Here is a 26659-nt window from a genome sequence, read left to right as displayed (position 1 = left end):
GCGGGCCGGACTCGTCAGACCTGGAGGGACATCCGTTGTTCAGCGTCACCGTCCGCGAGCACCTCATGATCGCGCACAGCTTCCGTGGAGAGGTCTTCGGACCGGCGCAGCGCCTGCACGGAGCGACGTTCCTCGTGGACGCCACCTTCCGCCGGCCCGAGTTGGACGCCGACAACATCGTCGTCGACATCGGACTCGCCACCCGTGAACTGGGTGAGGTGGTGGGCAAGTTCAGCTATCGCAATCTCGACGACGAACCCGAGTTCGCCGGTATCAACACCTCTACGGAGTTCCTGGCCAAGGTCATCGCCGACCGCCTCGCCGACCGGGTGGAGGCGGGCGCTCTGGGCGAGGGCGCCCGGGGCCTGACCGGCATCACGGTCACCCTGCACGAATCGCATATCGCATGGGCGAGTTACGAGCGGACCCTGTGAGCCACACCGCCGCCACTACGACGTCCGATGGGGCGGTAGGTGCTGTACGAGGGGTGCCTGGCGTACAGGAGGTGTCTGCCGTACGGGAGGTGCCTGCCGTACGGGAGGTGCCTGCCGTACGGGAGGTACCTCCCGTACGGGAAGTGCCTGCCGTACGGGAAGTACCTGCCGTACAGGAAGTACCTGCCGTACGGGAAGTGCACGCGGTACTGCCCGGCGGCATCGACGATCCGGCCGCGCCGAGCGGCGGCAACATCTACGACCGGCGGGTGTGCGAGGAACTGCCGCACGTCGGCTGGCAGGTCCACGAACACACCGTTCCGGGCAGCTGGCCACAGCCCGGAACGGCCGACCGCGCCTCACTGGCCCGGCTGCTCGCGGAGTCGGCCGACGGCAGCGTCCTCCTCCTCGACGGCCTCATCGCCTGCGCCGCCCCGGACATCGTCGTACCCGAGGCCGGGCGGCTGCGCCTGGCGGTGCTGGTGCACCTGCCGCTGGCCGACGAAACGGGCCTCGGCCCCGCCCTGGCGGCGGAGTTGCACGCCGGTGAACGCAGGACCCTGCGGGCCGTTTCGGTGGTCGTGGCCACCAGTCACTGGGCGGCGCGCAGACTCGTGGACCACCACGGGCTCGACCCCGGCCGGGTCCATGTCGCCGCCCCCGGAGCCGACATCGCACCCCTGGCGTCCGGTACGGCGGACGGTACGGCGCCCGGCACCGGCAACGCCCCGCGCCTGCTGTGCGTCGCCTCGGTGACCCCGCGCAAGGGACACCACCGGCTGGTGCGGGCCCTCGCCGCCCTCTCCGACCTGCCCTGGACCTGTGTCTGCGTCGGCGGCCTGGGCCAGGACCCCGGCCATGTCGCCCGGGTACGGGAGTTGATCGAGGCGTCGGGCCTCGGCGACCGGGTGCGTCTCGTCGGCCCGCGTACCGGCCCGGAGCTGGAGGCGAGCTATGCCGCCGCCGACCTCCTGGTGCTCGCCTCGTACGCCGAGACGTACGGCATGGCCGTGACCGAGGCGCTCGCGCGCGGCGTTCCCGTACTGGCGACGGCCGTGGGCGGACTCCCCGAGGCGGTCGGGCACGCGCCCGACGGCACCGTGCCGGGCATCCTCGTACCGCAGGAGACAGCGCAGGAGACACCACAGGAGACAGCGCCGGAGACACCACAGGAAAGACCACTGGAGAACCCGTCGCCGGAACGGACACCGGAACCGGCGGACGCCCCGGAACAGGCCCCGGCGGCTCTCACGGCGGCCTTGCGCCGCTGGCTGGGTGAACCCGGCGTACGCCGTCGGTCGAAGGCGGCGGCGCTCCACCGGCGTACCGCTCTGACCGGCTGGGATACAACATCACGGAGCCTGGCCGACGCGCTGGAACAGCTCCGGCAAGAACCCCGGAGGACCGCGTGAACACGACCGACGAGACTCGCTACACCCCTGAGTGGCTGGAGCTGCGCGAGGGCGCCGACGCCGCCGCCCGCGCACGTGACTTCCTCGACCCGCTGCGGGACCACCTGGCCGCTCCGGCCGCGCGCCACCGCAGGGACTCGCGCCGTCCCGGCCCGGTACCGGTGCCCGGTCCGGAAGGGCGTACGGAGGCGGAGCCGTCCGGCCAGAAGGCGGGTCCGGCGACGGAACTCATGGACACACCGGGCGAGTTGGTGATCCGTGATCTCGGCTGCGGCACCGGTTCCATGGGCCGCTGGCTCGCCCCCCGGCTGAACGGCCCCCAGCACTGGATCCTGCACGACCGCGACCCCGATCTCCTCGACCGGGCCGTCGCGCGCATGCCCCGTGCGGCGGCCGACGGCAGCCCCGTCACCGTCACGACGGAGCAGGGCGACATCGCCGCTCTGACCGCCGCCGACCTCGCGGGCACCTCGCTGGTGACCGCCTCCGCGCTGCTGGATCTGCTCACCCGGGACGAGGTGGAGAGTCTCGCCGCGGCCTGCGCGGGGGCCGGCTGTCCGGCGCTGCTGACGCTCTCCGTGGCGGGACTGGTCGAACTCACCCCGGCCGACCCGCTGGACGCCGAGATCGGCCGAGCCTTCAACGCCCACCAGCGCCGCGTCGATCACGGCCGCGGCCTGCTCGGGCCCGACGCGATCACGGTGGCCCGGGAAACCTTCAACCGGCAGGACGGCGGGACCGTACGGACGTACGCCAGCGCGTGGCGGCTCGGCGCCGACGAGTCCGAACTGACGGCACAGTGGCTGCGCGGCTGGGTGGGCGCGGCCCGGGAGCAGCGGCCGGAGCTCGCGCCGCTCGCCGACGCATATCTGACGCACCGTCTGGCGACCTGTGCGGCCGGTGAGTTGCGGGCTGTGGTGCACCACAGCGATCTGCTGGCGCTGCCCAGGCTCACGGGAGAGACCCGGTGATGGCGCGCGGGCACGGGCGCGACTCCGTGCTCCGCGCCGGACAGGGCCCGGGAAAGGACACCGCGCTCCGCCGCGGGCACGGAGGCGACCCCGTGCTCCCCGGCGGGCGCGGCGCGGACCCGGTGCTCCCGCACGGTCAGGAGCGACGCGGACGCCCCGTGATCCCGCGCGCGCTCCGCAACCGCCTCGGCATGCTCGCCGGAGCGGGGCTCCTCGCGGTGCTGCTCTGGCGGCTGGGCACCGGCGCCTTCCTGGACGGGCTCGGCAGGATCGACGGCCTCACCCTGCTGGCCGCGCTCGGCATCGGCCTGTTCACCACCGTGCTCAGCGCCTGGCGCTGGTGCCTGGTGGCCCGCGAGCTGGGGATCCGGCTGCCGCTGGGCGCCGCCGTCGCCTCGTACTACCGCGCCCTGTTCCTGAACGCGGCGCTGCCCGGCAGCGTCCTGGGCGATGTGCACCGTGCCGTACGGCACGGGCAGCACGTCGGCGACATCGGCCGGGGTGTCCGCGCGGTCGTCCTCGAACGCACCGCGGGCCAGGTGGTCCTCGTCGTGGCCGGTGTGACGGTGCTGCTCGCCCACCCCTCCGGGGCACTGGGCGTGGAGAGGGCGCACCGTCTCCTCGGTGTGCCGGGCGCCGCCGCGGTCCTCGCGGTGGTCCTCGCCGTGGCGTGCGCTCTTGCGATCGTGGCCGCCGTACGGCTGCGGCGCCGTGCGGCACGTCCTGTATCGCGGGAGGCCCCCGCCCACCGGGCACACCGCGTTCACCGGGCCCTGCACGCGCTCCGGGGCGAACTGACCGAAGCACGCCTGGCGCTGCTCGCCCGCGGGAGCTGGCCGGGAGTGGTGTTCTCCTCCGTCGCGGTGCTGGCGGGGCATCTCGCCATGTTCCTGCTCGCCGCTCGGGTCTCGGGGGCAACAGCGTCGTCGGCCGAGCTGTTGCCCCTGATGCTGCTCGCGCTGCTCGCCATGGCACTGCCGCTGAACATCGGCGGCTGGGGCCCCCGGGAAGGCGTCACCGCGTGGGCGTTCGGCGCGGCGGGGCTGGGCGCGTCACTGGGTCTGACCGTCTCCGTGGTGTACGGAGTGCTCGCCTTCGCCGCGAGTCTGCCCGGTATCGGCGTGCTCGTCGGCCAGTGGTTCGCCGCCCGGCGTCGTACGAAGACCGCCCCCGGAGCCCGGATCGAAGCCGGCGACACGCCCGAGGTCACGCCCGAGGTCAAGGTCGAGGTCGAGGTCGAGGTCGAGGTCGAGGTCGAAGAGCGTGTCCTCGCCCAGCGCGGAGCGTCGTATGCGCGGGCGAAGCGCGTCCCGCATCAGCTCCGGGCCGGCGAAGCGGATCCCCGGGATGCCGTCGCCGAGCAGGACCGGTGCCACGGTGACGTACAGCCGGTGCAGCGCCCGCTCGTGGAGGAAACGCGACACGGTGATGCCGCCGCCCTCGATCAGCACCCGGCCCAGGCCGCGCCGCGCGAGCGTTCGCACCAGGTTCCGAGGCGCGAACGCGTCGCCGTCCGGCAGGGACAGGACGTCGACGCCGTCCGGAACTGCCCGCCCGTTCTCGTGGCCCGCGCCCACCACCCACAGAGTGGGAGCTGACCCATCGGTGAACACGCCGCGCCGCAGCGGCACCCGGCCGTGCGGATCCAGGACGACACGCACCGGGTTCGCTCCCGAGCAGGCACGTACGGTGAGTTTGGGGTCGTCGGCGACGGCGGTACCGGCTCCGACGACCACCGCGTCGGCGAGCGCGCGCAGGCGGTGCAGATGGCCGCGGTCCTCCTCGCCCGTGACGTAGTCGGCGTCGCCGGTACGGGTCGCGATGAAGCCGTCCAGGCTCTGCCCCAGCTGCGCGAACGTGACCTGCGGGCCGGCCAGGCAGAGGGGCAGGTAACGGTCGAGGAGGGCATCCGCCTCGGGCGAGATGTTCCCCGGCTTCCCCTGCCACTGGCGCGAGTGCTTCTGCGCGTCGGCGTTCCCGTTCCCGTTCGCGTCGCTCACGCCTTCGCCGCCGCCTTCGCCTTCACTTTCGCTTTGGCTTTCGCTTCGGCCCTGGCCCTGGCTTTGGCCCTGGCCTTCGCTTTCGCTTTCGCTTTCGCCGGTACGGAGCAGCCCGGCGGCCTCGGCCTCCGCCTCGGACCGGATTGTGCGCAGGAGTTCCCAGGCCTGAGAGGCATCCAGCATGTCATTCCGGTGCTCGGCGGCGCGGCCGGTCATCGGGTCCTCCCAGAGGTGTGGGCCGCGTCGTCGGACATCCCGGCCGAGGGCCCTTCGGTGTCCGGCAGCGAGAGATATTCGGCGAAGGACTCGACAAGACCGGCCAGCAGTTCTTTCCCCTTACCGGCGGACGCCTTTGACGGGCACCCGATGACGCCGGATTCCGTATATGCCTCCATACCGAGAGTGAGCAGATGTTTCCGTCCGTCGGCGAGATGGTCAGAGGTCTCATAGCCGAGGCGGATCAGGTCCGGATGGGAATGCAGCAGGATGGATGTCTCCACTTCCCCCGCGTGCATGTCGCTGTGCGACGGCGTTCGCACATCGGCTCTGTTCCGCGCCGCTTCCCAGTCGGCCGATCCCGGGAAAAGCGCCATCTTCGTGCCGCTTCCGGCGGACTCCTGAACCACGTTGCGCAGTACGTAGTTTCCGCCGTGCCCGTTGATCAGAACGAGCGTATGGATACCGGACCGGCGGAGCGATTCGGCGATGTCCCGCACAACGGCGTAGAGGGTCGCGGCGGAAATACTGACGGTTCCCGGCCAGGCGGCGTGCTCGTGCGAGCAGGAGATCGTCACCGGCGGGAGCCGGTGCACCGGATACGCGGCCGCGATCTCCCCGGCGATGGCACACGCGATGACCGTGTCGGTCACCAGGGGGAGAAATGCTCCGTGCTGCTCAAAACTGCCGATGGGCAGGACGGCGACTTCGGCCCTCCGTTCCCCCACGTCCACGGTGGTCTCCAACGGCAGGAGCCCGGAGGCCGTCGATGGTATTCCAGCGCTGCTCATCTCTTCAGCCTTTCGTTCTCGGACGGAAGATCAGGTTACGCGGCAATGGAGTGCCCCGTGGCCGAACATGGTGATCCGAGACACTGATTGATGCCCCATTTTCTTTTTCGCACTCACGGACGGGTATCCGCCCGATAAGATCTGAGCATGACAGAAAGTGATGGCATGTCCGGCGGCACTGTCGGCCCATCGGTTGTCGAACGAGTGGTGGATCTCCGACTGGCCACCGTACACGGCGATTTTCTCGCTGTCGGCTACCTGGACCGCACTCGCGCGGACGAACAAATGGCCCTGGTGTATGGCGATATCAAGGGGGACGATCCACTTGTCCGCGTGCATTCGGAGTGTCTGACCGGAGATGCCTTCGGGTCGAGGCATTGCGACTGCGGCGATCAACTGACCGCGGCGCTGGGTGCCATCACCAGCGAAGGGCGAGGAATTCTCCTCTATCTTCGGGGACATGAGGGCCGCGGCATAGGACTGCTGGCCAAACTCCAGGCGATGAAACTCCAGGCCGACGGCCTGGACACGGTCGAGGCGAATCTCGCGCTCGGTTTCCCGGCCGATGCCCGGGACTACCAGGTGGCGGCGGACATCCTGCACGACCTCGGGGTGCGATCCGTACGCCTGCTGTCCAACAACCCGCTCAAGCGCGAGGCGTTGCTGCGGCACGGGATCAAAATCACCGAACAGGTTCCGCTGCTGATACCCCCGCACGAGGAGAACATTTCCTACCTGCGGACCAAGCGGGAACGCTTCGACCATCACCTCCCGCACCTGGACCGCGTGGCCGACCAGCCCTGAGTCTCAGCGGTGCACGGGCCCGGTGGTTGTTCACACGGCCGATACGAACGGCCCCTCGGCCGTGTGAATTCACCCTGTTCATCCCCTGTCACGGGCTCAGCCGGGAAACCTCCGCAGGACATCGTCCCGGCGGACGAGCCGTCCGTTGGACGGGCCGAAGAGTTCGGCGAGCCACGGGCCGTGCGGCATCCGGTGTTCCACGCTCTCGCGGGCCGCGCCGCGTTCGGCGGCGGTGCCTCCGCCGCTGCTGTCCACATAGCTCAGCAGCCGGTCACCGAGCACTTCGGCGAGCGCCAGAACGGCGTCCCGGTGGACGAGGGCGAGCGTGTCCCGTGCGGCCTGCGCGGCGTCGTCCTCGATCTCGGTGAGGTGGGTGAGCACGCACCCGAGGACATGAAGGCGGTTGGAGGGCCGGACCGCGGCCACCTGGCCCAGGGCCTGGTCGACCCAGTCACGGGGAATCGCGTCCGGCTCACCGGTCTTGACCTCCCACAGCCGACGTTCCACCTTGCGCGAGCCGGGCCATTTCCAGTCCGCGTCGGTGACGCTCTGACCGCTGGGACGCTCCGCCGCCACGCCCGCGATCCGCCCCAACAGGACGAGCGCTTCGGCCTGTTCGTCGTGGGTGCCGGTCAGTCCGGTGCGACAGCGGGTCACGGCACGCCGGATTCCGCCCGGTCCCGCTTCGCCGATCCACTCGTCCCACGCCATCCAGGGCTGGTCGTCGATACGGGTGGCCTGTTCACCCCGGAGTTCGCCGAGGACCTTGCCGAGCCGGACGAACCACGCCGTCGCCGTACCGGCCTGGGTGGCCTGACGCAACGCGTCGATCGCCCGCCCCGCCGCACCCGGCCCCCGGTCGTCGAAGTGTGCCTGGGCTTCCACGTACCTCCAGAAGGCGGAGTGTTCGATCTCGCCGGCGTTGGAGAGCGCCAGCGCGGCCTTGCGGGCCGCCTCGGCGGCGCCCTGGGGGTCCCCGAGCCAGAGCCGGTTGACGGCGTTGACCTCGTGGGGCGCGCTGCCTGCCGTGGCGGCGGCCTGGGTCCGTCCGGGACGCCTGCGCGCGGGGGCCGGCTGTCCACTGTGCTGTCCATCGTGTGGTGCCGAAGGCGGCCGGACAGCCGCCGGATCCTCCTCCCAGAACCGCTCCGCGTCGCCCCGCGCCCGCCCCCAGCCGCCGCTGAGCCGGGTCAGGGCCGTGTCGATGGCGGGACGTACATCGGCGGGAATGGCCTGCCGGACGGCGGACTGGGCGAGCAACGTCCCGAAGCTCGGGGCCAGTCCGAGGTACATCGCCCAGTCGTCGTTGCTGCGATTGGCGCGGCCCAGCGCCTGCGTGACGCGCTGTCCGACACGGTGGCGCATAAAGGTGGCATCGCCCAGGTACGCCATCACGAAGCGCTCGAACTCGGTGCTGGCCGCCGGGACGCTGGGCAGCACGACCAGCCGGCAGAGATCCTCGGCCAGGTCGAGCCCGTCGTACCGGCCCGCGGTCACCAGATGGCCCGTGGCGGACGCGCCCCACCTCTCCAGCGCGCCGTCGTCCCCGCCACCGCGCAGCCGGTACGCCGTCAAACCCGCCTTGTCCAGCACCCGTTCGATCTCGTCGGCCTCGGCGTGGGAGGAGCAGAGCCAGGCGGTACGACCGGCCTGCGCGGCCTGTTCGAGCGCGAAGCTCTCCGCCGTGACGGAGGGCTCCCCCTCTCCGTCCGGGGCCAGCAGCAGCACTCGACGGCCGATGCCCTCCTCCGCGACCGGCTGGTCGAGCACATTGGTCACGGGGGCGACACCGAGACGGCGCTGCAAGTCGTCCATCGTGCCCAACGTCGCCGAGAGATAGAGGCGTTGCCTGGACTGCCGGTAGCCGGGGAGCGTCTGCGTCGGGGGGTGGTACGGACGTATCTCGATGGCGGACGGGCCTATCAGCACCCCGCAGGCGGACAGATGCGGGCGCAGGGACGGCCAGAGGAACTTCTTGTCACTTTTCGGCAGCTTCTCGGCGAGAATGTCCGCGGCACGGTCCGCTATCGCCGCCCAGTGCGGGAAGGCCAGCAGTTCGGGCGGCTGCGTCGGCGAGGCGTCGCCGGTGCGCATCATCTCGACCGACGGGTACAGATCCGTATGGGCGAGCACGAGTTCGCACAGGCGCGCGTACAGATCGCTCTGGGCCCTGGCGCCGATCCGGACACCGAAGAGGCCGGCCAGCGGCTGCTCCGCCAGGTGGGCGTCGTCGAAGATCACCAGATCGGCCGGCTCGACCTTGGGATTGCTGTTGAAGTACGTCCAGTAGTTCATGACGCCCACCGCTCGGGCGTCGTGGTACTCGGCGAGAGCAGCCGGAGGGTAGTTCTGCGAGGAGAATTTGACCACGTCCAGGCCCGGCAGATCCTGTGCCTGCAACAGCACTTGGTCGGCGAGCTGGTTGGTCCCGGTCAGATACGCGACCGTTCGCCCCTCCTCCAGAGCGCGGTCCGCGATCAGCAGGGCGACCAGCGTCTTGCCGAACCCCGTGGGCAGTTCGATGGCCACATCCGGATCTCCGGCGTGCCGGACGTAGCCGTCCAGCACCCGCACCTGGGACTGCCGCAGCTCCCGGTAGCGGCGCGACGTGAAACTGGCCAGCCGTTCGCTGAAGTCCATTCGGCTTCCTCCCCCTGTCACACGGTGATGCGCACGACGCACCGATTGTGATCATCAGGTTAGCGAGCCGCGACGGCTTCTGTACGGCGCGGCTCCCGTACGAGAGTTCCCGTACGGGACAGCCTGCGCACGACTCCGGACAGCCTCCGTACGACCCCGGTCAGCCTCCGTACGACCCCGGTCAGCCCCAACTCTGCGCGTACTGGCTCCGATAGCTCCTGCGGTCGGCCTGCTCCGACAGATACCGGTGGGCGAACAGCAACCCGATCAGGCTGATGCCGATGATCGCCAGCCCCGGGACGAAGGTCCGCACGTCCACGATCCCGGTGACCGTCTGCCGTGCGGCTCCCGGTGTGCCGGGTTCGACGGGCTGGACGGGTTCGGCGGCGGCCGGCGCCGAGGCCGTGGCGGACGGTGCGGGGGTGGCGGAACCCGCGGCGATGCCGTCGCCCGTCCGCGCGCCGCCGTCCACGAGGCTCACTCCGAGGACGTTCATCGCCGTGGTCACCGGCTGGAAGAACGTGGTGCCCCCGTTGGTGCAGTCCCCGTTGCCGCCCGAGGTCACCCCGAGCGCCAGCCCCTCGGCGAGCAACGGGCCCCCGCTGTCCCCGGATTCGGCGCAGACCGTCGTCTCGATCAGGCCGGAGACCGTGCCCTCGCGGTAGTTCACCGTCGCGTTCAACGCGGTGACCCGCCCGGAGCGCAGTCCGGTGGTACTGCCGCTGCGGAAGACCTGCTGGCCGACCACGGGGTTGGCGGCGCCGATGATCCGTACCTCCTGGCCGCCGCCGATATCGACCGCGTTGGTCCCGTCGAAGGCGTCGCCGTCCCCGTACCGGACGAGGGAGAAGTCGTCCCCGGGGAAGCTGCCGGCGACCGTGGTGCCGACCAGGCCGCCGCCCTGCTCGTTCTGGAACCAGGTGGTGCCGACAGCACCGCAGTGCCCCGCCGTCAGTACGAAGTTCTCCTGGCCGTTGGTCACGTTGAAGCCCGCCGAACAGCGGCCGCTGCCGCTGAAGATGGCGGAGGCGCCGTTCAGCCTCGGGACGAAGGAGCCCGCGGTCCGCTCCATCTCCACGGACCCGCCGATCCCCTCGGCCACCTCGGACAACTGGGACCAGTCGGCCGCGGAGACGGTGCTGTCGGCCCGCACCACGACCTTGTTGGACGCGTAGTCCACCGCCCACGCGGTGCCGGCCACCCGGGGTGCCTCGCCCAGGGTCTCGGTGGCCGAGCGCAGGTCGCGCATGCTGTAGCGCATGGCCTGGGGCCGAGCGCCCGCCCGCCGGACCTCGGCCGCCGCGTCCTCGTCGGTCACCGCGACGACGGGCCGCCCGTCGGCACCGATCCAACTGCCCGCCGTACGCTCGGTCCCGAGCCGCTCGACCAGACGCGCGCCCACATCGCCGGCCGCGGCGACACCACCGGTGCCCGCTCCCCCGTCGGCCGGTTCACCCGCCATGGCGTTCGAGACCATCAACCCGCCGCAGATCAGCCCACCGACGGCCGCCAGCCGTGTGATCCGCCGGAGGGTACGCCGTCCGTGCTTCATCCGTGGCTCCCAGGTCGTCCTGTACGACGTCTCCAGCCCGGAGCCCGGTCATCGATGGGCCCTCCTCCCATACGTACGGCCGCGGCGTCAGGTTCACCGTCCCGTTCATTTCGTACGGCTCGCTTCGTGCAGACCACTTCGTACGGACCACTTCGTACGGCTCACTCAGTGCGGCTCGCTTCGTACGGCCTCGGACAACACCGAGGCCCCACCGGCCCGTCCGCCCGGTCGATGCCGGGAGGAGCGGTGGGGCCGGTGGGGCCTCGGTGCGGGGGAGCCGCGCGTCTCAGGCGCGCAGGCGCAGGCGCTGGCCCGGGTAGATGTGGTCCGGGCCCTTGTCGAGGATCCGCTTGTTCAGCCGGTACAGGGCCTTCGTCCCGCCCTCGACATCGGCACGGTGCGCGATGACGGAAAGACAGTCGCCCGGCTGCACGACGTAGGTGCGTGCGCTGGGCGAGATGGGGCGGGTGGAGTGCGAACCGGACTGCGTGCCCGGGGAGACGGTGTCCCTGTTGAGGCGGCGCGTCGGCGCGGAGGGTGACGACTGGCGCTGCTGCGTCACGCTACCGGACCCGGAGCTGCCCGACCCGGAGCTTCCGGACTGGCTGCTTCCGGACTGACTGCTCCCGGCCCCGGAGCTTCCTGACTGGCTGCTCCCGGAGTAACCGCTTCCGGAGTTGGTCGCGGCGTTGCGCCCGCAATGGGGCCACGGGGACAGGCCGCGGGCCTGGACGATGCGTTCACCGACGGCGATCTGTTCGGACCGCGAGGCGAGATCGGCCCGGGGTGCGTAACGATGGCCTCCATAGGCACGCCAGGTGGACGGGGCGATCTGAAGACCGCCGTGGTACCCGTTGCCCGTGTTGATATGCCAACGGCCACCGCTCTCGCAGGCGGCGATGCGGTTCCAGTCGGTTCCGTTCGTGAGCGACGGCTTGGCGACCGCCGCGGCGCTCTGGCCCGCGAGGCCGAGCACGCTCAGCGGGACGAGCAGGGGGGCAAGCAGCATGGCCAAGAACGCTTCGACGGACCGCTTGACGAAGGATGAGGACGGCATGACGGTAATTCCTCCACTGTGCTCCGGCAATGCCGTGGCGCAGTGCTCGCCACGGCCGATAAGCACGCACTAAGTAACCCGCCAATATGGTTTTCGGTGTGCGTAACGGGCTCGACGTGCGGGTTTTTCACTCGGGTGGGCGCTCGGATCTGACGTTGAGTCATACGTTCATGCCGGACCGAAGGCCGGACAGGGGGGCGGCCGTGAGCCAGGGAGCCGGATGAGGCGGATGAGGCGGATGATCCGGCCGAGGACCCTTCCGGAATGTGACGTGGGTCACGGGAACTCGGTGTGGGGAGCCGGACAGCTCAGGGAGATGAGCACAGATATGCGTACCCGGGTTCGGGCCGGGGATTCGAGCGCCTTCGCGGAGCTGTTCGACAGCTATGCCCGCACGGTCTACAACCACGCGTTCCGGCTGACCGCCAACTGGGCAACGGCCGAGGACGTGATGGGCGCGACCTTCATGGAGGCCTGGCGGCTGCGCGCCACGGTCGATCCCGAAGGGGGGTCGCTACGGCTGTGGCTGCTGGGCATCGCCACCAACGTCGCCCGTAACCAGAGCCGGAGCAACCGGCGGTACCGGGCCGCCGCCATGGCCGCCGCCCGTGCCGAGACAGCCGTACCCGACCATGCCGAGGAAGTGGCCGGCCGGCTCGACGACCGCCGGCGGCTGGCGGCCGCGCTCACCGCGCTGGCCGCGCTGCGCAGACCGGAGCGCGAAGTCCTGACGCTCTGCCTGTGGGAGGGCCTGGAGTACACGGCCGCCGCCGAGGTCCTCGGGATCCCGGTCGGTACGGTCCGCTCCCGGCTCTCCCGGGCCCGCGCGAAGCTGCGGAAGCTGGCCGACGACGAACTGGCCGGCCCGGCGAAGGGACCCGCCGACGGACCGGCGAGAGGAAATCGGGAACCCGCTCCGGGTCCCGGACAGGTAAGAGGCGATCGCAACACCGCGATCCGGTCCGCACAGGAAGGAATCCGATGAACGTGAACCCGTCCCGGCAGAGTCCGGCCGAGTGGGAGGAGAGCGCCCAGCTCCTGCCACCGACGGAGCGTGACCTGCCGGCGGGCCGCCACCTGTTCCACAAGGAGCGTCTGATGGCCCGCATTCAGCAGGATCAGCACAACGAGCAGAACAACCAGGCCACCGAGGGCCGGCGTACGGCGGCAGCGGGCGGCGTACGGAAGGAACGGTTCGCGATGCCGCGCCGCGCGGTGCTGGGGACGGCGCTGGCGTTCACCCTGGTCGGCGCGGTCGCCCTCGGCGCCACGGTGGTCAACTCGGGTGGTGCGCACGGCGGTTCGGGCAAGGGTCTCGCCACCGGACCGGCCCTGACCACCCAGGTCGGCGCCGCCACGACCAAGGGCGTGCCCCAGTTGCTCGACCAGATCTCACTGGCGGCGGCCGACAGCACCAACCCCACCGTCAAGCCCGGCCAGTACGTCTACATCGAGTCGAAGCAGGCCGACACCCACGAGCGCACCGTCGACGACAAGACCACGCTGGTCTCGAACGAGCTGCATACACGCCAGACCTGGATGTCCGCCGACGGTGTCAAGGGCTGGCTGATCGACCCGTCCGTCAACGAGAGCCCCGAAGGCGAGACGCTGACCCTCCCCGACGAGCAGGGCAACACCCCGGTGGCCCATCTGGGCGGGCCGTCGTACGACTACCTGACCAAGCTGACGACCGACCCCGACCAGTTGCTGAAGAAGATCTACAAGGAGACCAAGGGCCAGGGCAACAACCCCGACCAGCAGGCCTTCACCACCATCGGCGACCTGCTGGGCGAGAGTTACCCGCCGGCCGCGCTCTACTCCGCGCTGTTCAAGACCGCCGCGAAGATCCCGGGTGTGGTCGTGGTGCAGGACTCCGAGGACGCGGCGGGCCGGCACGGGGTGGCGGTGGCCCGGATGGACGAGATCAGCGGCCAGCGCATGGAATGGATCTTCGACAAGAAGACCCATGTCTACCTGGGCGAGCGCACCGTCCAGGTGCGGGAGAACGGTGGCGACGCCGGACTCATCAAGCCCGGCACCGTGACCTACACCAGCGCCATCATGAACCGGTCCATTGTCGACGGCATGAAGCAGACTCCGTCGAAGGCCAGTTGAACCGTTCGCCGTATTCCGCACAACAGGCCGTTCGGCGGCGTTCCCCCGCCGCCGAACGGTCCGTCCGTCCCACCGGCACGCACCCAGGGTGAAGCCCCGGACATCAACCGGACAGCGGGCGGACAAGGCCCGGACAATGCCCTGGTGATCGGCCCTCCGCGTCTCCTATACCCGTCATGAGCACTCGACAACTGGAGGCACTCATGCGGAAATCACTCATCGCTTTCGTCGCTGCCGGCGGCCTGGCGATCGCCGGGACGGGACTGGCCGCCGCGGGCGAGGAATCCCCCGCGCAGAACGGTTCGGGCACCACGGTGCAGACCAGGGCGGCCGGGCAGGCCGCCGCGCCGCAGGTCACCAACGCCGCTCAGGCCGCGGATCTGGTGCTGCGTGAGGTGGGCGGCGGCCGGGTCACCGGCGTGGGGCTGTCGGAGGAGAACGGCCGCGCGGTCTGGAAGGTCGTCTTCGTCGACGGGGCCGGTCAGCGCGGGGCCCAGGTGGACGCCCTCACCCAGATCGTCCAGGAGACCGCCGCCGATCCCGCCCTCGCGGCGGACAGCGGAAGCGGTGTCCTCGACGACGACACGGTCTGCGAGGACGATGACGACGCGGATGGCGTCGGCGACGACATCGATGACGACGACGATGACGACGGCGGCGAGCGCCAGGGCGTCGAAGGCAACAAGTAGCCGGTCCGCACGACACGTTCCGCCCGGCTACAGGCCCGGCCACAGGCTGTGCCCCGGCCCCGGCCCCGGACCTTGATCCGGCGGCGCCCCGGTCGGCGCTCTCCGAACCGGATCGCCGGCCGGGTGCCCCCTCCCCCTCCTCCCGCAACACGCACACACCAGGGAACCGTCATCGTGGAGCTGCCAGACCGCATCGTCAGGATCGTGTACGTGGACGGCACAGGGCTGCTCGCCTCCGACATCCACGGGCGAGTCCACCTTCTCGACGCACAGTTGAGGGTCGTCAGGTCGTCCTCCTTCGTACAGCACGGCCGGCCGCTCTACGGTCTCGCCGTCGCCGAGGGCTGGATCATCGGCAAGGACCGGATGGGCGCGATATTCCGGTGGTCCCTGGACACACTGGAACTGGTCGACCGGCTGGACCCCGCGACCGTCTGCGACCCGTCCACACTCATCCCCAACGAGCATCCGTCCCCGGTGAGTTCGCGCGGGATCGGGATCTGGGACGGCCGGGTCTTCGTCTCCAGCGGCTACCACCGGCAGATGCTCGTACTGGACCTGCACACCTTCGAGGTGCTGGAGGTACGGCCGAACATCTGCGGGGAGAGCCCCATGGAGTGGGCCTGCACCGACCATCCGACCCGGCACGCCGTGTCCGACAAGAAGGGGAACCTGCGGTTCGGTTCGTTCACCGACGCCGAGTTCCCCGACCTGGTGAAGCTGGACGACGGCAATATCCACCGGGTGCGCTACGACGCCCGCCACGACCGGTTCTGGGCCACCCAGGACTTCGGCGCGGGCGAGAACGCCGACATCGCCAACGGTGTCGTGATCGTCAGCGCCTCGGGCGAGAAGGAGGACGAATGTCTCTTCGCGCGCGACGACGTCGAGTTCGTCACCTTCTCCCCCGACCACCTGCGGGCCTACGCGGGCGGGTTCGACGGCGAGTTGCACATCTTCGACAACACCAACCGGGAACTCCGGATCGCGCGCACGGTGACCGGATTCCCGCACCAGCTCTCCGACCTGGCCGTGGGCACCGGCACCGGCACGGGTACGGGTACGGGTACGGGTACCCGTACGGGTACGGGTACGGGTACGGGTACCCGTACGGGAGCCTCTCCGGATGCCGGTGCCGACGTGTACGTCCTGTGCCAGGACGGCGAGATCATCCAGCTCGACGCCGAGGGCGGGTTCGTCCGGGCCGCGGGCTTCCGGCGCCAGGCCGTGTGGGACATCCAGCCGTCCGCCGAGGACCGCCGCACGCTGTACTGCGCCACCGACACCGGCGTGGCCGTCGTACACGTACGGGACTCCGTGGCCGGACCCGTGCTGCGCGTGGAGGCGGAACACACCACCGGTTTCGGCTTCACCCGGCGGGTGGCCCCCGTACGGTCCGGCTGGCTGGGCATCACCCGCGACCACCGGGCCTTCCGCGCCGACCGCGACGGCACGCTCCGGTGGAGCGACGAACTGCCCGCCCTGCCGCACACCGTCGCCGTCAGCCCGGACGGCGCCCGAGCCCTGGTGGCCACCAACGCGGGCGCGGTCGAGCTGGACACCGCCGACGGGCGGCGGCTCGACCTGTTCGATGTGGACGGCCTGCCGGTCTGGGCCGCCACCTACCTGCCCGACGGGGACCGCCTCCTGATCACCAGGAACGGTGTGATCGTCGTGCTCGACCGGGCGGACGCGACCGTACGGTGGCGGTTCGACCAGGGCGAATACCCCAAGCGCCTGTGGATCCAGAACGGCCGGGCGTACATCACCGGAGACGGCGGGGTGAAGGAACTCGCGATCGGCGGCGGTGTGGTGGCCCGCTGGTCGAAGCTGCTCTCCAACACCATCGAGAACGCCGTCGTGAGCGACGGCCTGGTGTGTGCGAGTTCGTACGGGATGCAGCTGGCCGGTTACGACTACACCACCGGAGCGTTCCTCGGGCTCGTCGAGGACCTCCCGGACTATCCCAAGGCGCTGTCGATGATCCACGACGCCACCGGGGAACCACACCTCCTCGTCGGCTGCCGTACGGGGATCCTGTCGCTCTTCCGGCTGGAGCGGCGCCCCAAGAAGCTGCGGTTCCGCAAGCTGCGCGACCACTGGCTGTCCCGGCACCCGGCCGTCCACACCCTGAAGCACCACGACCACACCGGCGGCCACACCGGCGGCCACACCGACGATCAGGCCGTCCCCGTCCCTGTAGCCGTCCCCGTCCCCGTAGCCATCGCCGTCAGAAAGGAAGCACCGTGCGCGCGATAGATCTGCGGCCCGACCCCACGGGCCACGCCGCCCCGATCACCCATGTGACCTTCCGGGAGGACGGCAAGCGGCTCGCGAGCTGCTCGTACGACGGGACCGTCCTGATCTGGGACACCACCGAACCGGCCCGCCCCGTCCCGCTGACCCGGCTGCGCCACCGCCGCCTCGTCAACGCCGCGGCGTGGAATCCGACCGAACCCGCCCTGCTGGCAACGGCGTCGGCGGACAAGACCGTCGCGGTGTGGCGGATTCCGGAGCACGGACAGCACCGCCTGGTCACCGTGCTGGCCCGGCACACCGACGACATCAACTCGGTGGCCTGGATGCCCGACGGCCGGCGCCTGATCTGTGTCTCCGAGGACGGCCGGGCGACCATGTGGGACACCCCGACCGGCGCGTTCCTCGCCGAGATCAGCACCCACGCGGCCCACTGCATGATGGTCTCGGTCAGCTGTGACGGCCTGGTCGCCACAGTGGGCGAGGACGGCATGGTCGCGGTCGGCGAACCGGCCCGCCCGGCCCGCGCGGCGATACGCCACTACGCGTCCTCCGTCGAGGGCTGCGCCTGGTCCCACTCCGGGACGATGCTGGCCGTCGCCCGCGACGACGGTGTGGTCAACCTGCTGACTCCGCAGCTGGACTGCCTGCGTTCGGTGACCGTCTCCACATCGGCGGCGCGCTCGGTCGCGTGGGCCGACGACGACAGTTCCTTCGTCGTCGGCGCGTACGACGGTTCGCTGCACCACTTCGACCTCACCGGGAAACCCGTCCGGCAGGTGCGCGACGCCCGCCTGTGGCCCCGGTCGGTGGCGGCGGCCCGGGGCATGGTCGCCGCCGGGAGCTTCTGGAACGGGCCACACCTGCTGGACTTCGCCACCGGTGCCGAACTCGCCGCGCCACAACGGCCCGGACACGGGGCGAACGCGCTCGCGGTGCTCGGGGACGAGCTGCTCATCGGCTGCGATTCGGGGCTCGTGCTCGCCGTCGGTGTGAGCGCCCCGGAGACACCGGTCGGGCCGCCGCCGGTGCGCGTACTGGAGATGTCCGACAGCCCGGTCCTGTCGCTCGCGGTCCGGGACGGCGCTCTCTTCGCCGGGACGTACTCGGGGCACGTGATCCGACGCGGCGAAGACCCCTCCCACGGCGAAGGGCCCCGGGAAGAACTCTCGTTCAGCGAGGGGCTCGGCGCTCCCGTGCCCTCACTCTGTCCCGTCGGGGACCAGCTCGTCGCCGGTACGTACAACGGCGAACTGATCGCCCTGGACCCGGTGACGCTCGAGGAGGTGGACCGTGGCCGTCCGCACGGCGGGTCGGTGAAGTCGCTGTCCGCGTTCGACGGCGGTTTCCTCTCCGCCGCGACGGACCGGACGGTCGACGCGGGCCCCCTGCACGACCGCGTCACGCTCTGGCGGCACGGGAACCTGGTCAACGCGGTGGCCGGGCTGCGCGGACAGGTCGTCGCCTCCGCGTCGCGGGACCACACCGTGAAGGTCGGTCTGCTGGCGCCCACGGACCACCCGCTCGCCCATACGAAGCAGGGGAGCCGGCGGATGAAGGAGACCCAGACGCTCCTGGGCCCCGACGAGTCCGTCAAGTGCGTGAGCCTGCTCGGCGACCCGGACGCCCCGGTCGTCCTCGCCGGTTCCTACGACTTCGGCCTCTACGCCTGGGAAGTCGACTGGGCGGACGGCGCGGCCACCCTGGCCTCCGGCCGCCTCCTCGCCGAATTCCGGCAAGGCCTGTCCTGCATGGTCCAGTTGGACGACCGGCGCGTGGCGGTGGCGGGCTGGGACGGGCGGCTGCTGATCGTGGGACGGGACCGGGACGGTACGGTCCGCGCGCTGCGGTCGTGGGAGGTCGGCGACCTGGTCGAACGGGCGGATCCGCCCGTCCGCGAGTACGAGCGGGTGGCGAGTTGAGCGGCGGCCTCGGAGACGGCGCGGCGAACGCGACCGTACGGGCGCGCGTCCCGGTCACGCTCGAGCGGGCGCACCGGCAGCGCGCCGAACTCGTCACGTTCCACGGCCTGCCGGACGCCGGGGAACACCTCGCCTGCCTCGTACCACCGAGCAGCACCGGTAGCACCGCGCCCCTGGTGCGCCTCCACAGCGAATGCCTCACCGGGGACGTCTTCGGTTCCACCCGCTGCGACTGCGGTCCCCAGCTGGACGAGGCGCTGCGCCGGATCGCCGAACAGGGCGGGGCCGTGCTCTACCTCCGTCAGGAGGGGCGCGGCATCGGTCTCTACAACAAGCTGGACACCTACTTGCTCCAGAACCGGCACACCGACACCTTCGAGGCCAACCGGCTCATCGGGCGCGGAGCCGACGAGCGGGACTACGGTACGGCCGCCGCCATGCTGCGGGCGCTGGGCCTGGACCGTGTCCAGCTGCTCACCAACAACCCGGACAAAATACGACAGTTGCGGGATCACGGCATCGAGGTGACGGCCGCCGTGCCCACCCAGCTGTACCTGACCGACGACAACGCCGGTTACCTCGCCGCGAAGGCGCGCTCAGCGGGGCACACGCTCGCTCTCGGAACACACGGCGCGGCGGGCGAGGCCACGCGCGAGGCGACGCGTGGCGCGACACACGACGCGGCGGGCGAGACAACGCCCGACGCAACACACGGCGCGGCGCCCGACGCAACACACGGCGCGGCGCACGAGGCAACACACGGCGCGGCGCACGGAGTACGGACATGACCCCGCCGGACGCGGCCGCCTCGCCGCACTTCGAGGAGCATGCCGAGCTGGCCGACCCCCGGGTGCTGCGGCCCGCCGCCGGCACCGCCGCCGCCCGGCTCACCGCGTTCACCCCGGCGGAACTGGCGTCGGCCGTCGAGGACCCGGGCGAACCCCTCGCCGTACGGCTGGCGGCCGGCGGGCTGCTCGCGCTGCTGGGCGACCCCCGTATCGGCCCGGTGCCGAGAGCCGTGCCCGTGCCGGGCGCCGCCGTACGGACCGGGCTGGCACCGGATCACGTCGCCTCGGTGGTCGACGCGTGGGCGCATGTGGGCGTGGAGAGGGCGTGGATCGACAAGGAGACCCCGGCGCACACGGCCGAACTGGCCGATTACTGGATCGCCGCCTATCCGGTCACCAACGCGGAGTACCGGAACTTCCTGGCGGACACCGGCCGCCGGGACCGGCCCACCACCTGGTACCTGGGCGCCTACCCGTACGACCGGTCCAACCACCCGGTCGCCGGGGTGCGGCCCGAGGACGCCGACGCCTACGCGGCCTGGCTGTCGCGGCGCACGGGGCATCCGTGGCGGCTGCCCGGTGAGGCCGAGTGGGAGTACGCGGCGAAGGGGCCGTCGGGGCTGGAGTTCCCGTGGGGCGACACGTTCGACACGGACGCCGTCAACACGCGGGAGACCGGCGTCCACACGACCACACCGGTGGGCGCCTTCCCGGCGGGCCGCTCGCCGTTCGGCGCCTTCGACATGGGCGGAAACGTCGAGGAGTTCGTCGCGGACGGCTACCGCCCTTACCCGGGAGGCCCGTTCGTCGCGGACGATCTGGTCGGGGACACCGCGCGGAGCGAGGAAGACGGGGCGTACGAGGCGTACCGGGTGGCGCGCGGGGGCAGCTTCTCCCGCTTCGGCGACCTCGCCCGTACCCGGCGCCGCCACGGCGCGTTCCCCAGCCCGCTCTACCCCGTGGGCTTCCGGCTCGCCACCGGCACCCGGCCCAAGGGCCGGTGCTCCGTATGACCGGCGAAAGGGTGCGCCGCATGACACCGGACCTGCCGGACGGCCTGTGGAAAAAGCTGACGAGCACCGTGGGGCTGGTCTCCGTACGGCATGGCACCGGCACGAACGTGATGGCCGCCGAGTGGTCCTATTTCGTCAACAAGGCGCCGCTGTACGCCGCCGTGGTGCTCGGCCCGCGTGCCGCCACCGGTGCGCTGATCGCCGGGGCCGGGGAGTTCTCTCTGACGCTGTGCGCGGAGGACCAGGCGGAGGTGGCCGACTTCGCCGGCAGCTTCTCCGTGGCCGACGTCGACAAGACCGGCAGCGAGCTGATCGCGTTCGGCGAGCCCGAAGCGACCGGTTCGCCCTGGGTGACCGGGGGCCTGGTGGCGGTCGAATGCGTGCTGCGGCAGACCGTCAACTTTCCCGTGCACACCATGTACGTGGGCGAGGTCGTCGCGGCGCACCTGCCCGCGCACCCTCCCCGGCCGCTGGTCAAGCACGGCGCGATGCACACACTCGGCGCCCCGGTACGGCGTACGGCGGTGGTCGCCACCGCGCGGTCGCTGCCCGGCGGACTCCTGCGGATCGCCGCCACGGGACCGGTCGGCGCGGAGGACGGCCGGTGGCGGGTGAGCCTGCTGACGGCCGGCGGTGTGACCGAACCGCTCGGCGACCATCCCACCGGCGTCTACGGCGACTTCCTCGTCGATCTGCCCGTACCGGACCACCTGCCGGTGGAACGGCTGGGCGGCTGCCGGGTGAGGGTCGAACGGGACGGCGCCGACCCCGGATACGCGGAGATCACCGGGGCGCCTCCCCTGCCCGGAGTACGCGAATGAGCCCGTCGGCCCTCGCGCTCCCCACGTCCCCGCTGCGCGTGGCGGCGGCGCAGGCCGAGGCCGTACCCGGGGATGTGGCGGGCAACGCCCGCCGCGCCGCCGCGCTGACGGTGCGCGCCGCCGAGCAGGGAGCCCGGGTGGTCGTCTTCCCCGAACTGCACCTGTGTGCCTATGACTTGGCGTTGCTCGCCGCCGTACCCGACCGTTGTGAAGTGCCCGCCGACGCGCACGGAAGGGTGGCGGACGCCCGCCTGGATCCGCTCGCCGAGGCCGCGTCGGACCACGGCGTGACCGTACTGACCGGCGCGGCGGTACGGCGTCACGACGGCGCCCTCACCAACTCCGTCGTGACGTTCGGTCCCGGGGCCGAGACCAACAACACGGCCGCCGTGGCGTACGACAAACAGCACCTGTGGCACGCCGACGAGCGCGGCCTGTTCGCCCCGGGAGCGCGGGGAACCCAGGGCTCCCGGGCATCGGTCCTGCCGGTCGACGGCTGGAAGCTGGGCCTGGGGATCTGTTACGACATCTCCTTCCCCGAACACGGCCGGGCCGCCGCCCTCGCCGGAGCCCATGTCTATGTGTGCCCCAGCGCGTTCGCCGCCGGGAACGAGCACCGGGCGGCCGTCTACCTCGCCGCCCGCGCGCTGGAGAACACGGTGTACGCGCTGTTCGCCAACCCCGTGGGCGGCCCGCCGCACCGCCCGTGCTCCGGCGGCACCGCGCTCCACGGGCCCGACGGCCGCACGCTCGGCCGCGCGGAGACAACGCGGGAAGAACTCCTCCTGGCCGACCTCGACCCCGGGGACATCGCCGAGGTACGCGGCTTCCTCCACATGCTTCAGGAGTGCCGGACCGACGGCTCGTGAACACCGCAGGACCGGGATTACCGTACGAAGGGGCTGCACCATGACTCGACGGCTGCTGCTCAGCTACCTGACCCTGGCGTTACTGGTCCTCGTGGGGCTCGAGGTGCCCCTCGGCACCCTCTACGCACACGGCGAACTCTCCGACCTGTCCAGAACCGTCGAGCGCAACTCCGTCATGGTCGCCGAACTGGTCGAGGAGGACATCCAGGCGGGGAAGACACCTGCCCTGACGGCCTTCGTCGCCCACTACGCGCAGTGCATGGGCGGCCGGGTGGTCGTCTTCGACCGCCGGGGAACACTCCTCACCGACTCCGGCACCTACCCCGACCCGGGCTCGGGCCCCGCGGCCAAGTACCGCCTGGGCAACAGCCCCACCTCCGCGGCCGGTTCCCCGCGCGCCCCCGGCACCGGCTCCGCGTCCGGTGCCGTCGCCCCCGTGACGGCCGCCGACAAGGCGGCGGTCAGCCGCGCCCTCGCCGCCGCGCTGCGCAACCGCAGTTCGGTCGGCATGCTCCGTGACCACGCGGGAAACGACGCCCTCGTCTCGGTGGCCGAGCCCGTGACCGTGGCTTCGCAGGTGCGCGGCGCGGTGTGGGTCACCTCGACGACGTCGGACACCGACGCCCGCACCCGGCTGGCCTGGCTGCTGCTGGCCGGGATCGGCGTGGGCGTGCTCGTCGTGGTGGCGCTGGTCGGATTCGCGTTGGCCCGCTGGATCACCCGTCCGGTGCGCGCGCTGGAGCGGGCCACCGCGCAACTGGCGAACGGATCGCTGGCCGACCTCCCGCCGGCCGACCTGGGACCGCCCGAACTGCGCCGCCTGGCCGCGTCGTTCAACCGTACAGCCACCCGGCTGCAACGGCTGCTGCGCGCCCAGCGCTCGTTCGCCGCCGAGGCGTCCCACCAGCTCAAGACCCCGCTGGCCGCGCTGCGCCTGCGCGTGGAGACCCTGGAGTTCGACCTCGACGCGCGGGCCCACGCGGGCCTGGACGCGGCCGTCGCCGAGATCGACCGGCTCACACGCATGGTGCAGGGCCTGCTGGCCCTCGCCCGTATGGAGGACTCGGCGACCGCGCCCGAAACCGTCGACCTGGACGAGGTCCTGCGGGACCGGGCCGAGACATGGGTAGGGTTCGCGGCCGAGCAGCACATCCGCATCGAGGTCGCGGGGCCGCGGGCCGGGCGGGTACGGGCGATACCGGGCGCCCTGGAGCAGATCGTCGACAACCTGCTCGCCAACGCGCTGCAATTCGCCCCGCCCGGCAGCACGATCACACTGACCACCGCCTCCGCCCACGCTCACGGGGACGGGGACGGTGGGCAGGGGAAGAGGCCGTACGGAGACGAGGAGGCCCTGGTCGAGTTCCATGTGATCGACCAGGGGCCCGGCATGAGCGAGGAACAACGCGGTCGCGCGTTCGACCGGTTCTGGCGTGCCCCGGACTCCACCCACGAGGGGTCCGGGCTCGGGCTGGCCATCGTCCAGCAACTCGTCCACGCCGGCGGCGGCGAGATCTCGCTCCGGGATGCCCCGGAGGGAGGTCTCGACGCCGCCGTCCAGCTCCGTCCCGCCGAGGCCAACAGCCGCCTCGCGGCGAGGACTTCGGCGTGATCCCACGATCCCGGAGCCTCGCGATCCCGCAGCCCCGGAGCCTCGCGATCCCGCAGCCCGCAGCCTCGCGATCCCGTTGCCCGTAGCCCGTAGCCCGTAGCCGCCGATCACAGCATCGTGTGCCCCGTGACCTCGCGCCGCGACGTCCGGGCGGCGGGACCCGGCGCCGTGGCCGCGTGCCCCGGCGCCACGGTGAGCCGGAACCCCACGCGGCGCAGCGTCTCGATCCGGCCGGGATCGCCGAGCTTGCGGCGCAGCGCCGCGATGTGCACGTCCAGCGTCTTGGTCGGGCCGAAGAAGTTCGGGTCCCATACGCTGCCGAGGATCTGCTGCCGCGAGCACACCGCGCCCGGATCCTCGGCGAGCAGCGCGAGCAGGTCGAACTCCTTGGGCGCGAGCGTGATCGGCTTGCCGCCCAGCCGGACCTGCCGGGTCCGCCGGTCGATCCGCAGGTCGCCGAGCACCTGCACCGCGTCCTCGGGCGCCGCGCCGGGAGCCGCCCGGTCGGGGCCCGTGGTGGGGACGGCCACGGTACGCCGGGTCACCGCGCGTATCCGGGCGACCAGTTCGCGCAGGCTGAACGGTTTCGCCAGATAGTCGTCCGCGCCGAGTTCGAGCCCGACCACGCGGTCGGCCTCCGTACCGCGCGCCGTGAGCATGATGACGGGCACCTCGGAGACCTGCCGCAGCCGCCGGCACACATCGATCCCGTCCATGTCGGGCAGTCCCAGGTCGAGGAGGACCATCTCACCGGGCGGGGCGTCGAGTGCGGCGGCGCCGGTACGGACCCAGTGCGCCGTGAATCCGTACCGGGCCAGGCCGTCCCTCAGGGGTTCGGCGATGGAGACATCGTCCTCGACCAGCAGCACCTGCATTCGTGATCCCACCTTTCCTCCGCGCTCTCACGCCGTCGCGCGACAGCCGTTGAAACGCATGGCACCTTGCGTAGGGAGTACGTATGAGAGGCACCACAAGTGCGGGTCTGTGGGCACAAAGTCCAAAGTGGCGCGGTCTTCCCGCCGCCGGACCCGCCCGGCCGATCAACTCCCGTACGGATGCGCCCTGTTGTGTATGCCTATGGATCCATTGGCTCCGTCTCGGCGGATGGTCGGCAGGCGTACCGACTTCGTCCGGAATGGACCGCGGGGCGTGTTCACATCGTGGCGGAATTTCACGTACCGAGGCGCCAGAACCTTCACAGGAGGGTCACTTGGTCCACTACTCTCATCACCTGTCGCGTCAACCGGCGCCATGGCCGCGACGGGCCACGCGCGCCCCTGCCACCTCACCCCACACTCTCTCTCGCCGGGACAGATCACCGATCCCGGATCCCCGATCCCGGATCCGGAATCTCCGGTCACGGATCCGCGTACCGCCAGCAGGCGGCGCTGGAGGGCAAGCTGCGCATGCCAGAGACATCCGGTACCGACCCCACACGGCGCCTGGAACCAGGCCCTGTCCGGGAGAACTCCTCCGGGCCACCATCGGACCGGCTTCCGGTGCCGATGAAACGTCCCGGCCTGCCGGGGACGGCGGTCGCACCCCTGGACCGCCCCGGCTCGTACACGATCCCGAACCCGTCGGACCTGCTGCTCTTCGCGGACGCCCCGGGGGACACCAGGGACGGACACCGCGCATACGGTGCGGCTGACACACCGGGCACATTCGCCACACCTGCCCCACGTGGCGCGAGCCGGAGGCCGTTGGCCCTCACCGCGCTCACCAGCCCCGCCCCCGCGCTCCGACCACGCGGCACCCGGCTCCTGGCACTGGCCGCGGCGGTGACCGTCGCCTGCGGGGTCGCGACCATGATCGTCGCCGTACGGTCGGAGTCGCGGCCGCAGCAGACCTCCGCACCCGTGGCGGACTCCGTCAGGCCCGCGGTGCCCGCGCTCCCCGCCGTGCCAGGATCCGGCAGCGGCGAGGACGGGTTCGCGATACCCGAGGAGCCCCGGCCCGGTGACGGCGACGACTCCCGGGAACTCGACCAGCACACCGCGGGGAACGAACACCGGCCAGGAACGACGACCACCGAACCGAGCAAGGTTCCGGGCGACGACAACAGCGGTACGGGCCAGGGCGAGGGCAAGGACCGGGACACCGACGAGTCCGGGACCGGCTCGGGCTCGGGCTCCGGCTCCGGCTCCGGCTCCAGTGGGGGCGCCGGCCCGCCCCCGTCCACCACGCCGCGCCAGCGCGCCGTGCAGGCCGTCAACTACCCCGACCGTTACTGGCATGTACGCGGCGGCAGGGGCACCAGCAGTGTCTTCCTCGACACCGTCGCCCGTAGCGCGGCCACCTTCACGATCACGGCCGGGCTCGCCGACTCCGACTGCTACTCCTTCTCCCTCGGCAAGGGGCGCTATCTGCGCCACTTGTCCTTCCGCCTCCGCGCCGACACCTCCGACCACAGCACCCTCTTCAAGCGGGACGCCACCTTCTGCCCCCGGTCGGGCGGGGCAGACGGCACCGTGATGCTGGAGTCGTACAACTACCCCGGACGCTTCGTCCGGCACCGGGACTTCCAGCTGCGGCTCGACCCGTACCAGCGCAGCGCCCTCTACCGGGCGGACTCCACCTTCCGTATGGTCAACGGCTGATCAGCACCCACCCGTTGACCGCTCGACGCGTCCATGCGATTCTCCGGCGAGGAGGCATCTGGGAGCGCTCCCACAAGTGCCCCCACGCCGCCAGGCT

Annotated in this window: 21 protein-coding genes and 1 pseudogene; 16 read left to right on the top strand and 6 right to left on the bottom strand. The window is 71.4% G+C overall.

All coding sequences use genetic code 11. From position 1 onward, the window contains the following. Positions 1–35: 35 nt before the first annotated feature. The 4 genes and pseudogenes from ACIOJD_RS23005 to ACIOJD_RS22990 form a co-directional block, all read left to right on the top strand. Entirely contained in the window at positions 36–434 is a 399-nt protein-coding gene (locus ACIOJD_RS23005; protein WP_401882815.1) for a 6-pyruvoyl trahydropterin synthase family protein, read from the top strand. 143 nt (positions 435–577) lie between these two features. Next, positions 578–1846, top strand: coding sequence for a glycosyltransferase (locus tag ACIOJD_RS23000; protein ID WP_401917134.1), 1269 nt, complete (start codon positions 578–580; stop codon positions 1844–1846). Continuing rightward, on the top strand, positions 1843–2817 hold the full coding sequence (locus ACIOJD_RS22995; protein WP_401916652.1) for a class I SAM-dependent methyltransferase: 975 nt from the start codon (positions 1843–1845) through the stop codon (positions 2815–2817). The genes ACIOJD_RS23000 and ACIOJD_RS22995 overlap by 4 nt, the downstream gene beginning before the upstream one ends. After that, positions 2817–3866 (top strand): annotated as a pseudogene (locus tag ACIOJD_RS22990) (lysylphosphatidylglycerol synthase transmembrane domain-containing protein); the annotation flags it as partial. The gene ACIOJD_RS22995 and the pseudogene ACIOJD_RS22990, both read left to right, overlap by 1 nt. Before the next feature lie 3 nt (positions 3867–3869). Here the strand turns inward: ACIOJD_RS22990 and ACIOJD_RS22985 are convergent. Further along, on the bottom strand, positions 3870–5000 hold the full coding sequence (locus ACIOJD_RS22985; RefSeq protein ID WP_401917131.1) for a RibD family protein: 1131 nt from the start codon (positions 4998–5000) through the stop codon (positions 3870–3872). A 29-nt stretch (positions 5001–5029) separates the two neighbouring features. Continuing rightward, on the bottom strand, positions 5030–5824 hold the full coding sequence (locus ACIOJD_RS22980) for a creatininase family protein (protein ID WP_401916649.1): 795 nt from the start codon (positions 5822–5824) through the stop codon (positions 5030–5032). A 147-nt stretch (positions 5825–5971) separates the two neighbouring features. Between ACIOJD_RS22980 and ribA (ACIOJD_RS22975) the strand changes: the two genes are divergently transcribed. After that, entirely contained in the window at positions 5972–6628 is a 657-nt protein-coding gene (gene ribA, locus ACIOJD_RS22975; RefSeq protein ID WP_401916647.1) for a GTP cyclohydrolase II, read from the top strand. A gap of 96 nt (positions 6629–6724) precedes the next feature. Here the strand turns inward: ribA (ACIOJD_RS22975) and ACIOJD_RS22970 are convergent, their stop codons facing one another. The 3 genes from ACIOJD_RS22970 to ACIOJD_RS22960 all read right to left on the bottom strand — a co-directional run bounded on the left by ACIOJD_RS22970 (position 6725) and on the right by ACIOJD_RS22960 (position 11877). Continuing rightward, positions 6725–9268 (bottom strand): DEAD/DEAH box helicase, encoded by a 2544-nt coding sequence (locus ACIOJD_RS22970; protein WP_401916645.1) that lies wholly within the window; start codon positions 9266–9268, stop codon positions 6725–6727. Between the two features lie 181 nt (positions 9269–9449). Further along, positions 9450–10820 (bottom strand): S1 family peptidase, encoded by a 1371-nt coding sequence (locus tag ACIOJD_RS22965; protein ID WP_401916642.1) that lies wholly within the window; start codon positions 10818–10820, stop codon positions 9450–9452. A gap of 286 nt (positions 10821–11106) precedes the next feature. Continuing rightward, on the bottom strand, positions 11107–11877 hold the full coding sequence (locus ACIOJD_RS22960; RefSeq protein ID WP_401916640.1) for a transglycosylase family protein: 771 nt from the start codon (positions 11875–11877) through the stop codon (positions 11107–11109). 316 nt (positions 11878–12193) lie between these two features. Here ACIOJD_RS22960 and ACIOJD_RS22955 point away from each other — a divergent pair, with 316 nt between their 5' ends. The 10 genes from ACIOJD_RS22955 (at position 12194) to ACIOJD_RS22910 (ending at position 23962) form a co-directional block, all read left to right on the top strand. Beyond that, positions 12194–12862 carry an RNA polymerase sigma factor gene (locus ACIOJD_RS22955; protein WP_401916637.1) on the top strand — a complete coding sequence of 223 codons (669 nt, stop codon included), beginning with the start codon at positions 12194–12196 and terminating at the stop codon, positions 12860–12862. Beyond that, positions 12859–13992 carry a CU044_5270 family protein gene (locus ACIOJD_RS22950; RefSeq protein WP_401916636.1) on the top strand — a complete coding sequence of 378 codons (1134 nt, stop codon included), beginning with the start codon at positions 12859–12861 and terminating at the stop codon, positions 13990–13992. The genes ACIOJD_RS22955 and ACIOJD_RS22950 overlap by 4 nt, the downstream gene beginning before the upstream one ends. A gap of 176 nt (positions 13993–14168) precedes the next feature. Further along, complete coding sequence (locus tag ACIOJD_RS22945; RefSeq protein WP_401916633.1) at positions 14169–14681, top strand: hypothetical protein; 513 nt, start codon at positions 14169–14171, stop codon at positions 14679–14681. Positions 14682–14855: 174 nt separating this feature from the next. After that, positions 14856–16940: a YncE family protein gene (locus ACIOJD_RS22940; protein ID WP_401916630.1), complete on the top strand. Its 2085-nt coding sequence runs from the start codon at positions 14856–14858 to the stop codon at positions 16938–16940. Next, complete coding sequence (locus tag ACIOJD_RS22935) at positions 16928–18859, top strand: WD40 repeat domain-containing protein (protein ID WP_401916628.1); 1932 nt, start codon at positions 16928–16930, stop codon at positions 18857–18859. Before ACIOJD_RS22940 ends, ACIOJD_RS22935 begins: the two co-directional genes overlap by 13 nt. Then, positions 18856–19647 (top strand): GTP cyclohydrolase II RibA, encoded by a 792-nt coding sequence (ribA, locus tag ACIOJD_RS22930; RefSeq protein WP_401916625.1) that lies wholly within the window; start codon positions 18856–18858, stop codon positions 19645–19647. Before ACIOJD_RS22935 ends, ribA (ACIOJD_RS22930) begins: the two co-directional genes overlap by 4 nt. Next, a complete protein-coding gene (locus tag ACIOJD_RS22925) occupies positions 19644–20660 on the top strand; it encodes a formylglycine-generating enzyme family protein (RefSeq protein WP_401916622.1) in 1017 nt (338 codons plus the stop codon). The genes ribA (ACIOJD_RS22930) and ACIOJD_RS22925 overlap by 4 nt, the downstream gene beginning before the upstream one ends. 20 nt (positions 20661–20680) lie before the next feature. Further along, positions 20681–21481 (top strand): flavin reductase family protein, encoded by an 801-nt coding sequence (locus ACIOJD_RS22920; protein ID WP_401916620.1) that lies wholly within the window; start codon positions 20681–20683, stop codon positions 21479–21481. After that, positions 21478–22350: a carbon-nitrogen hydrolase family protein gene (locus tag ACIOJD_RS22915; protein WP_401916617.1), complete on the top strand. Its 873-nt coding sequence runs from the start codon at positions 21478–21480 to the stop codon at positions 22348–22350. Before ACIOJD_RS22920 ends, ACIOJD_RS22915 begins: the two co-directional genes overlap by 4 nt. A gap of 40 nt (positions 22351–22390) precedes the next feature. Then, positions 22391–23962 carry a sensor histidine kinase gene (locus tag ACIOJD_RS22910; protein ID WP_401916616.1) on the top strand — a complete coding sequence of 524 codons (1572 nt, stop codon included), beginning with the start codon at positions 22391–22393 and terminating at the stop codon, positions 23960–23962. 107 nt (positions 23963–24069) lie between these two features. Here the strand turns inward: ACIOJD_RS22910 and ACIOJD_RS22905 are convergent, their stop codons facing one another. Continuing rightward, complete coding sequence (locus ACIOJD_RS22905; RefSeq protein WP_401917128.1) at positions 24070–24837, bottom strand: response regulator transcription factor; 768 nt, start codon at positions 24835–24837, stop codon at positions 24070–24072. 630 nt (positions 24838–25467) lie between these two features. On the opposite strand from ACIOJD_RS22905, the gene ACIOJD_RS22900 reads away from it, so the two are divergent. Continuing rightward, positions 25468–26562 (top strand): AbfB domain-containing protein, encoded by a 1095-nt coding sequence (locus ACIOJD_RS22900; protein ID WP_401916614.1) that lies wholly within the window; start codon positions 25468–25470, stop codon positions 26560–26562. Positions 26563–26659: the final 97 nt, after the last annotated feature.

Origin of the sequence: Streptomyces sp. NPDC088116 (assembly GCF_044741745.1) — a bacterium.
Taxonomy (GTDB): domain Bacteria; phylum Actinomycetota; class Actinomycetes; order Streptomycetales; family Streptomycetaceae; genus Streptomyces.
The sequence above is the reverse complement of the archived record's forward strand: the minus strand, read 5'-3'. Positions and strand labels throughout refer to the sequence as shown.

Bases quoted from the DNA above. Each gene is read 5' to 3' on its own strand.
- ACIOJD_RS22985 (WP_401917131.1), bottom strand. From the start codon at position 5,000: ATGCTGGATGCCTCTCAGGCCTGGGAACTCCTGCGCACAATCCGGTCC.
- ACIOJD_RS22980 (WP_401916649.1), bottom strand. From the start codon at position 5,824: ATGAGCAGCGCTGGAATACCATCGACGGCCTCCGGGCTCCTGCCGTTG.
- ribA (WP_401916647.1), top strand. From the start codon at position 5,972: ATGACAGAAAGTGATGGCATGTCCGGCGGCACTGTCGGCCCATCGGTT.
- ACIOJD_RS22970 (WP_401916645.1), bottom strand. From the start codon at position 9,268: ATGGACTTCAGCGAACGGCTGGCCAGTTTCACGTCGCGCCGCTACCGG.
- ACIOJD_RS22965 (WP_401916642.1), bottom strand. From the start codon at position 10,820: ATGAAGCACGGACGGCGTACCCTCCGGCGGATCACACGGCTGGCGGCC.
- ACIOJD_RS22960 (WP_401916640.1), bottom strand. From the start codon at position 11,877: ATGCCGTCCTCATCCTTCGTCAAGCGGTCCGTCGAAGCGTTCTTGGCC.
- ACIOJD_RS22955 (WP_401916637.1), top strand. From the start codon at position 12,194: ATGAGCACAGATATGCGTACCCGGGTTCGGGCCGGGGATTCGAGCGCC.
- ACIOJD_RS22950 (WP_401916636.1), top strand. From the start codon at position 12,859: ATGAACGTGAACCCGTCCCGGCAGAGTCCGGCCGAGTGGGAGGAGAGC.
- ACIOJD_RS22945 (WP_401916633.1), top strand. From the start codon at position 14,169: ATGAGCACTCGACAACTGGAGGCACTCATGCGGAAATCACTCATCGCT.
- ACIOJD_RS22925 (WP_401916622.1), top strand. From the start codon at position 19,644: ATGACCCCGCCGGACGCGGCCGCCTCGCCGCACTTCGAGGAGCATGCC.
- ACIOJD_RS22920 (WP_401916620.1), top strand. From the start codon at position 20,681: ATGACACCGGACCTGCCGGACGGCCTGTGGAAAAAGCTGACGAGCACC.
- ACIOJD_RS22915 (WP_401916617.1), top strand. From the start codon at position 21,478: ATGAGCCCGTCGGCCCTCGCGCTCCCCACGTCCCCGCTGCGCGTGGCG.
- ACIOJD_RS22910 (WP_401916616.1), top strand. From the start codon at position 22,391: ATGACTCGACGGCTGCTGCTCAGCTACCTGACCCTGGCGTTACTGGTC.
- ACIOJD_RS22905 (WP_401917128.1), bottom strand. From the start codon at position 24,837: ATGCAGGTGCTGCTGGTCGAGGACGATGTCTCCATCGCCGAACCCCTG.
- ACIOJD_RS22900 (WP_401916614.1), top strand. From the start codon at position 25,468: ATGAAACGTCCCGGCCTGCCGGGGACGGCGGTCGCACCCCTGGACCGC.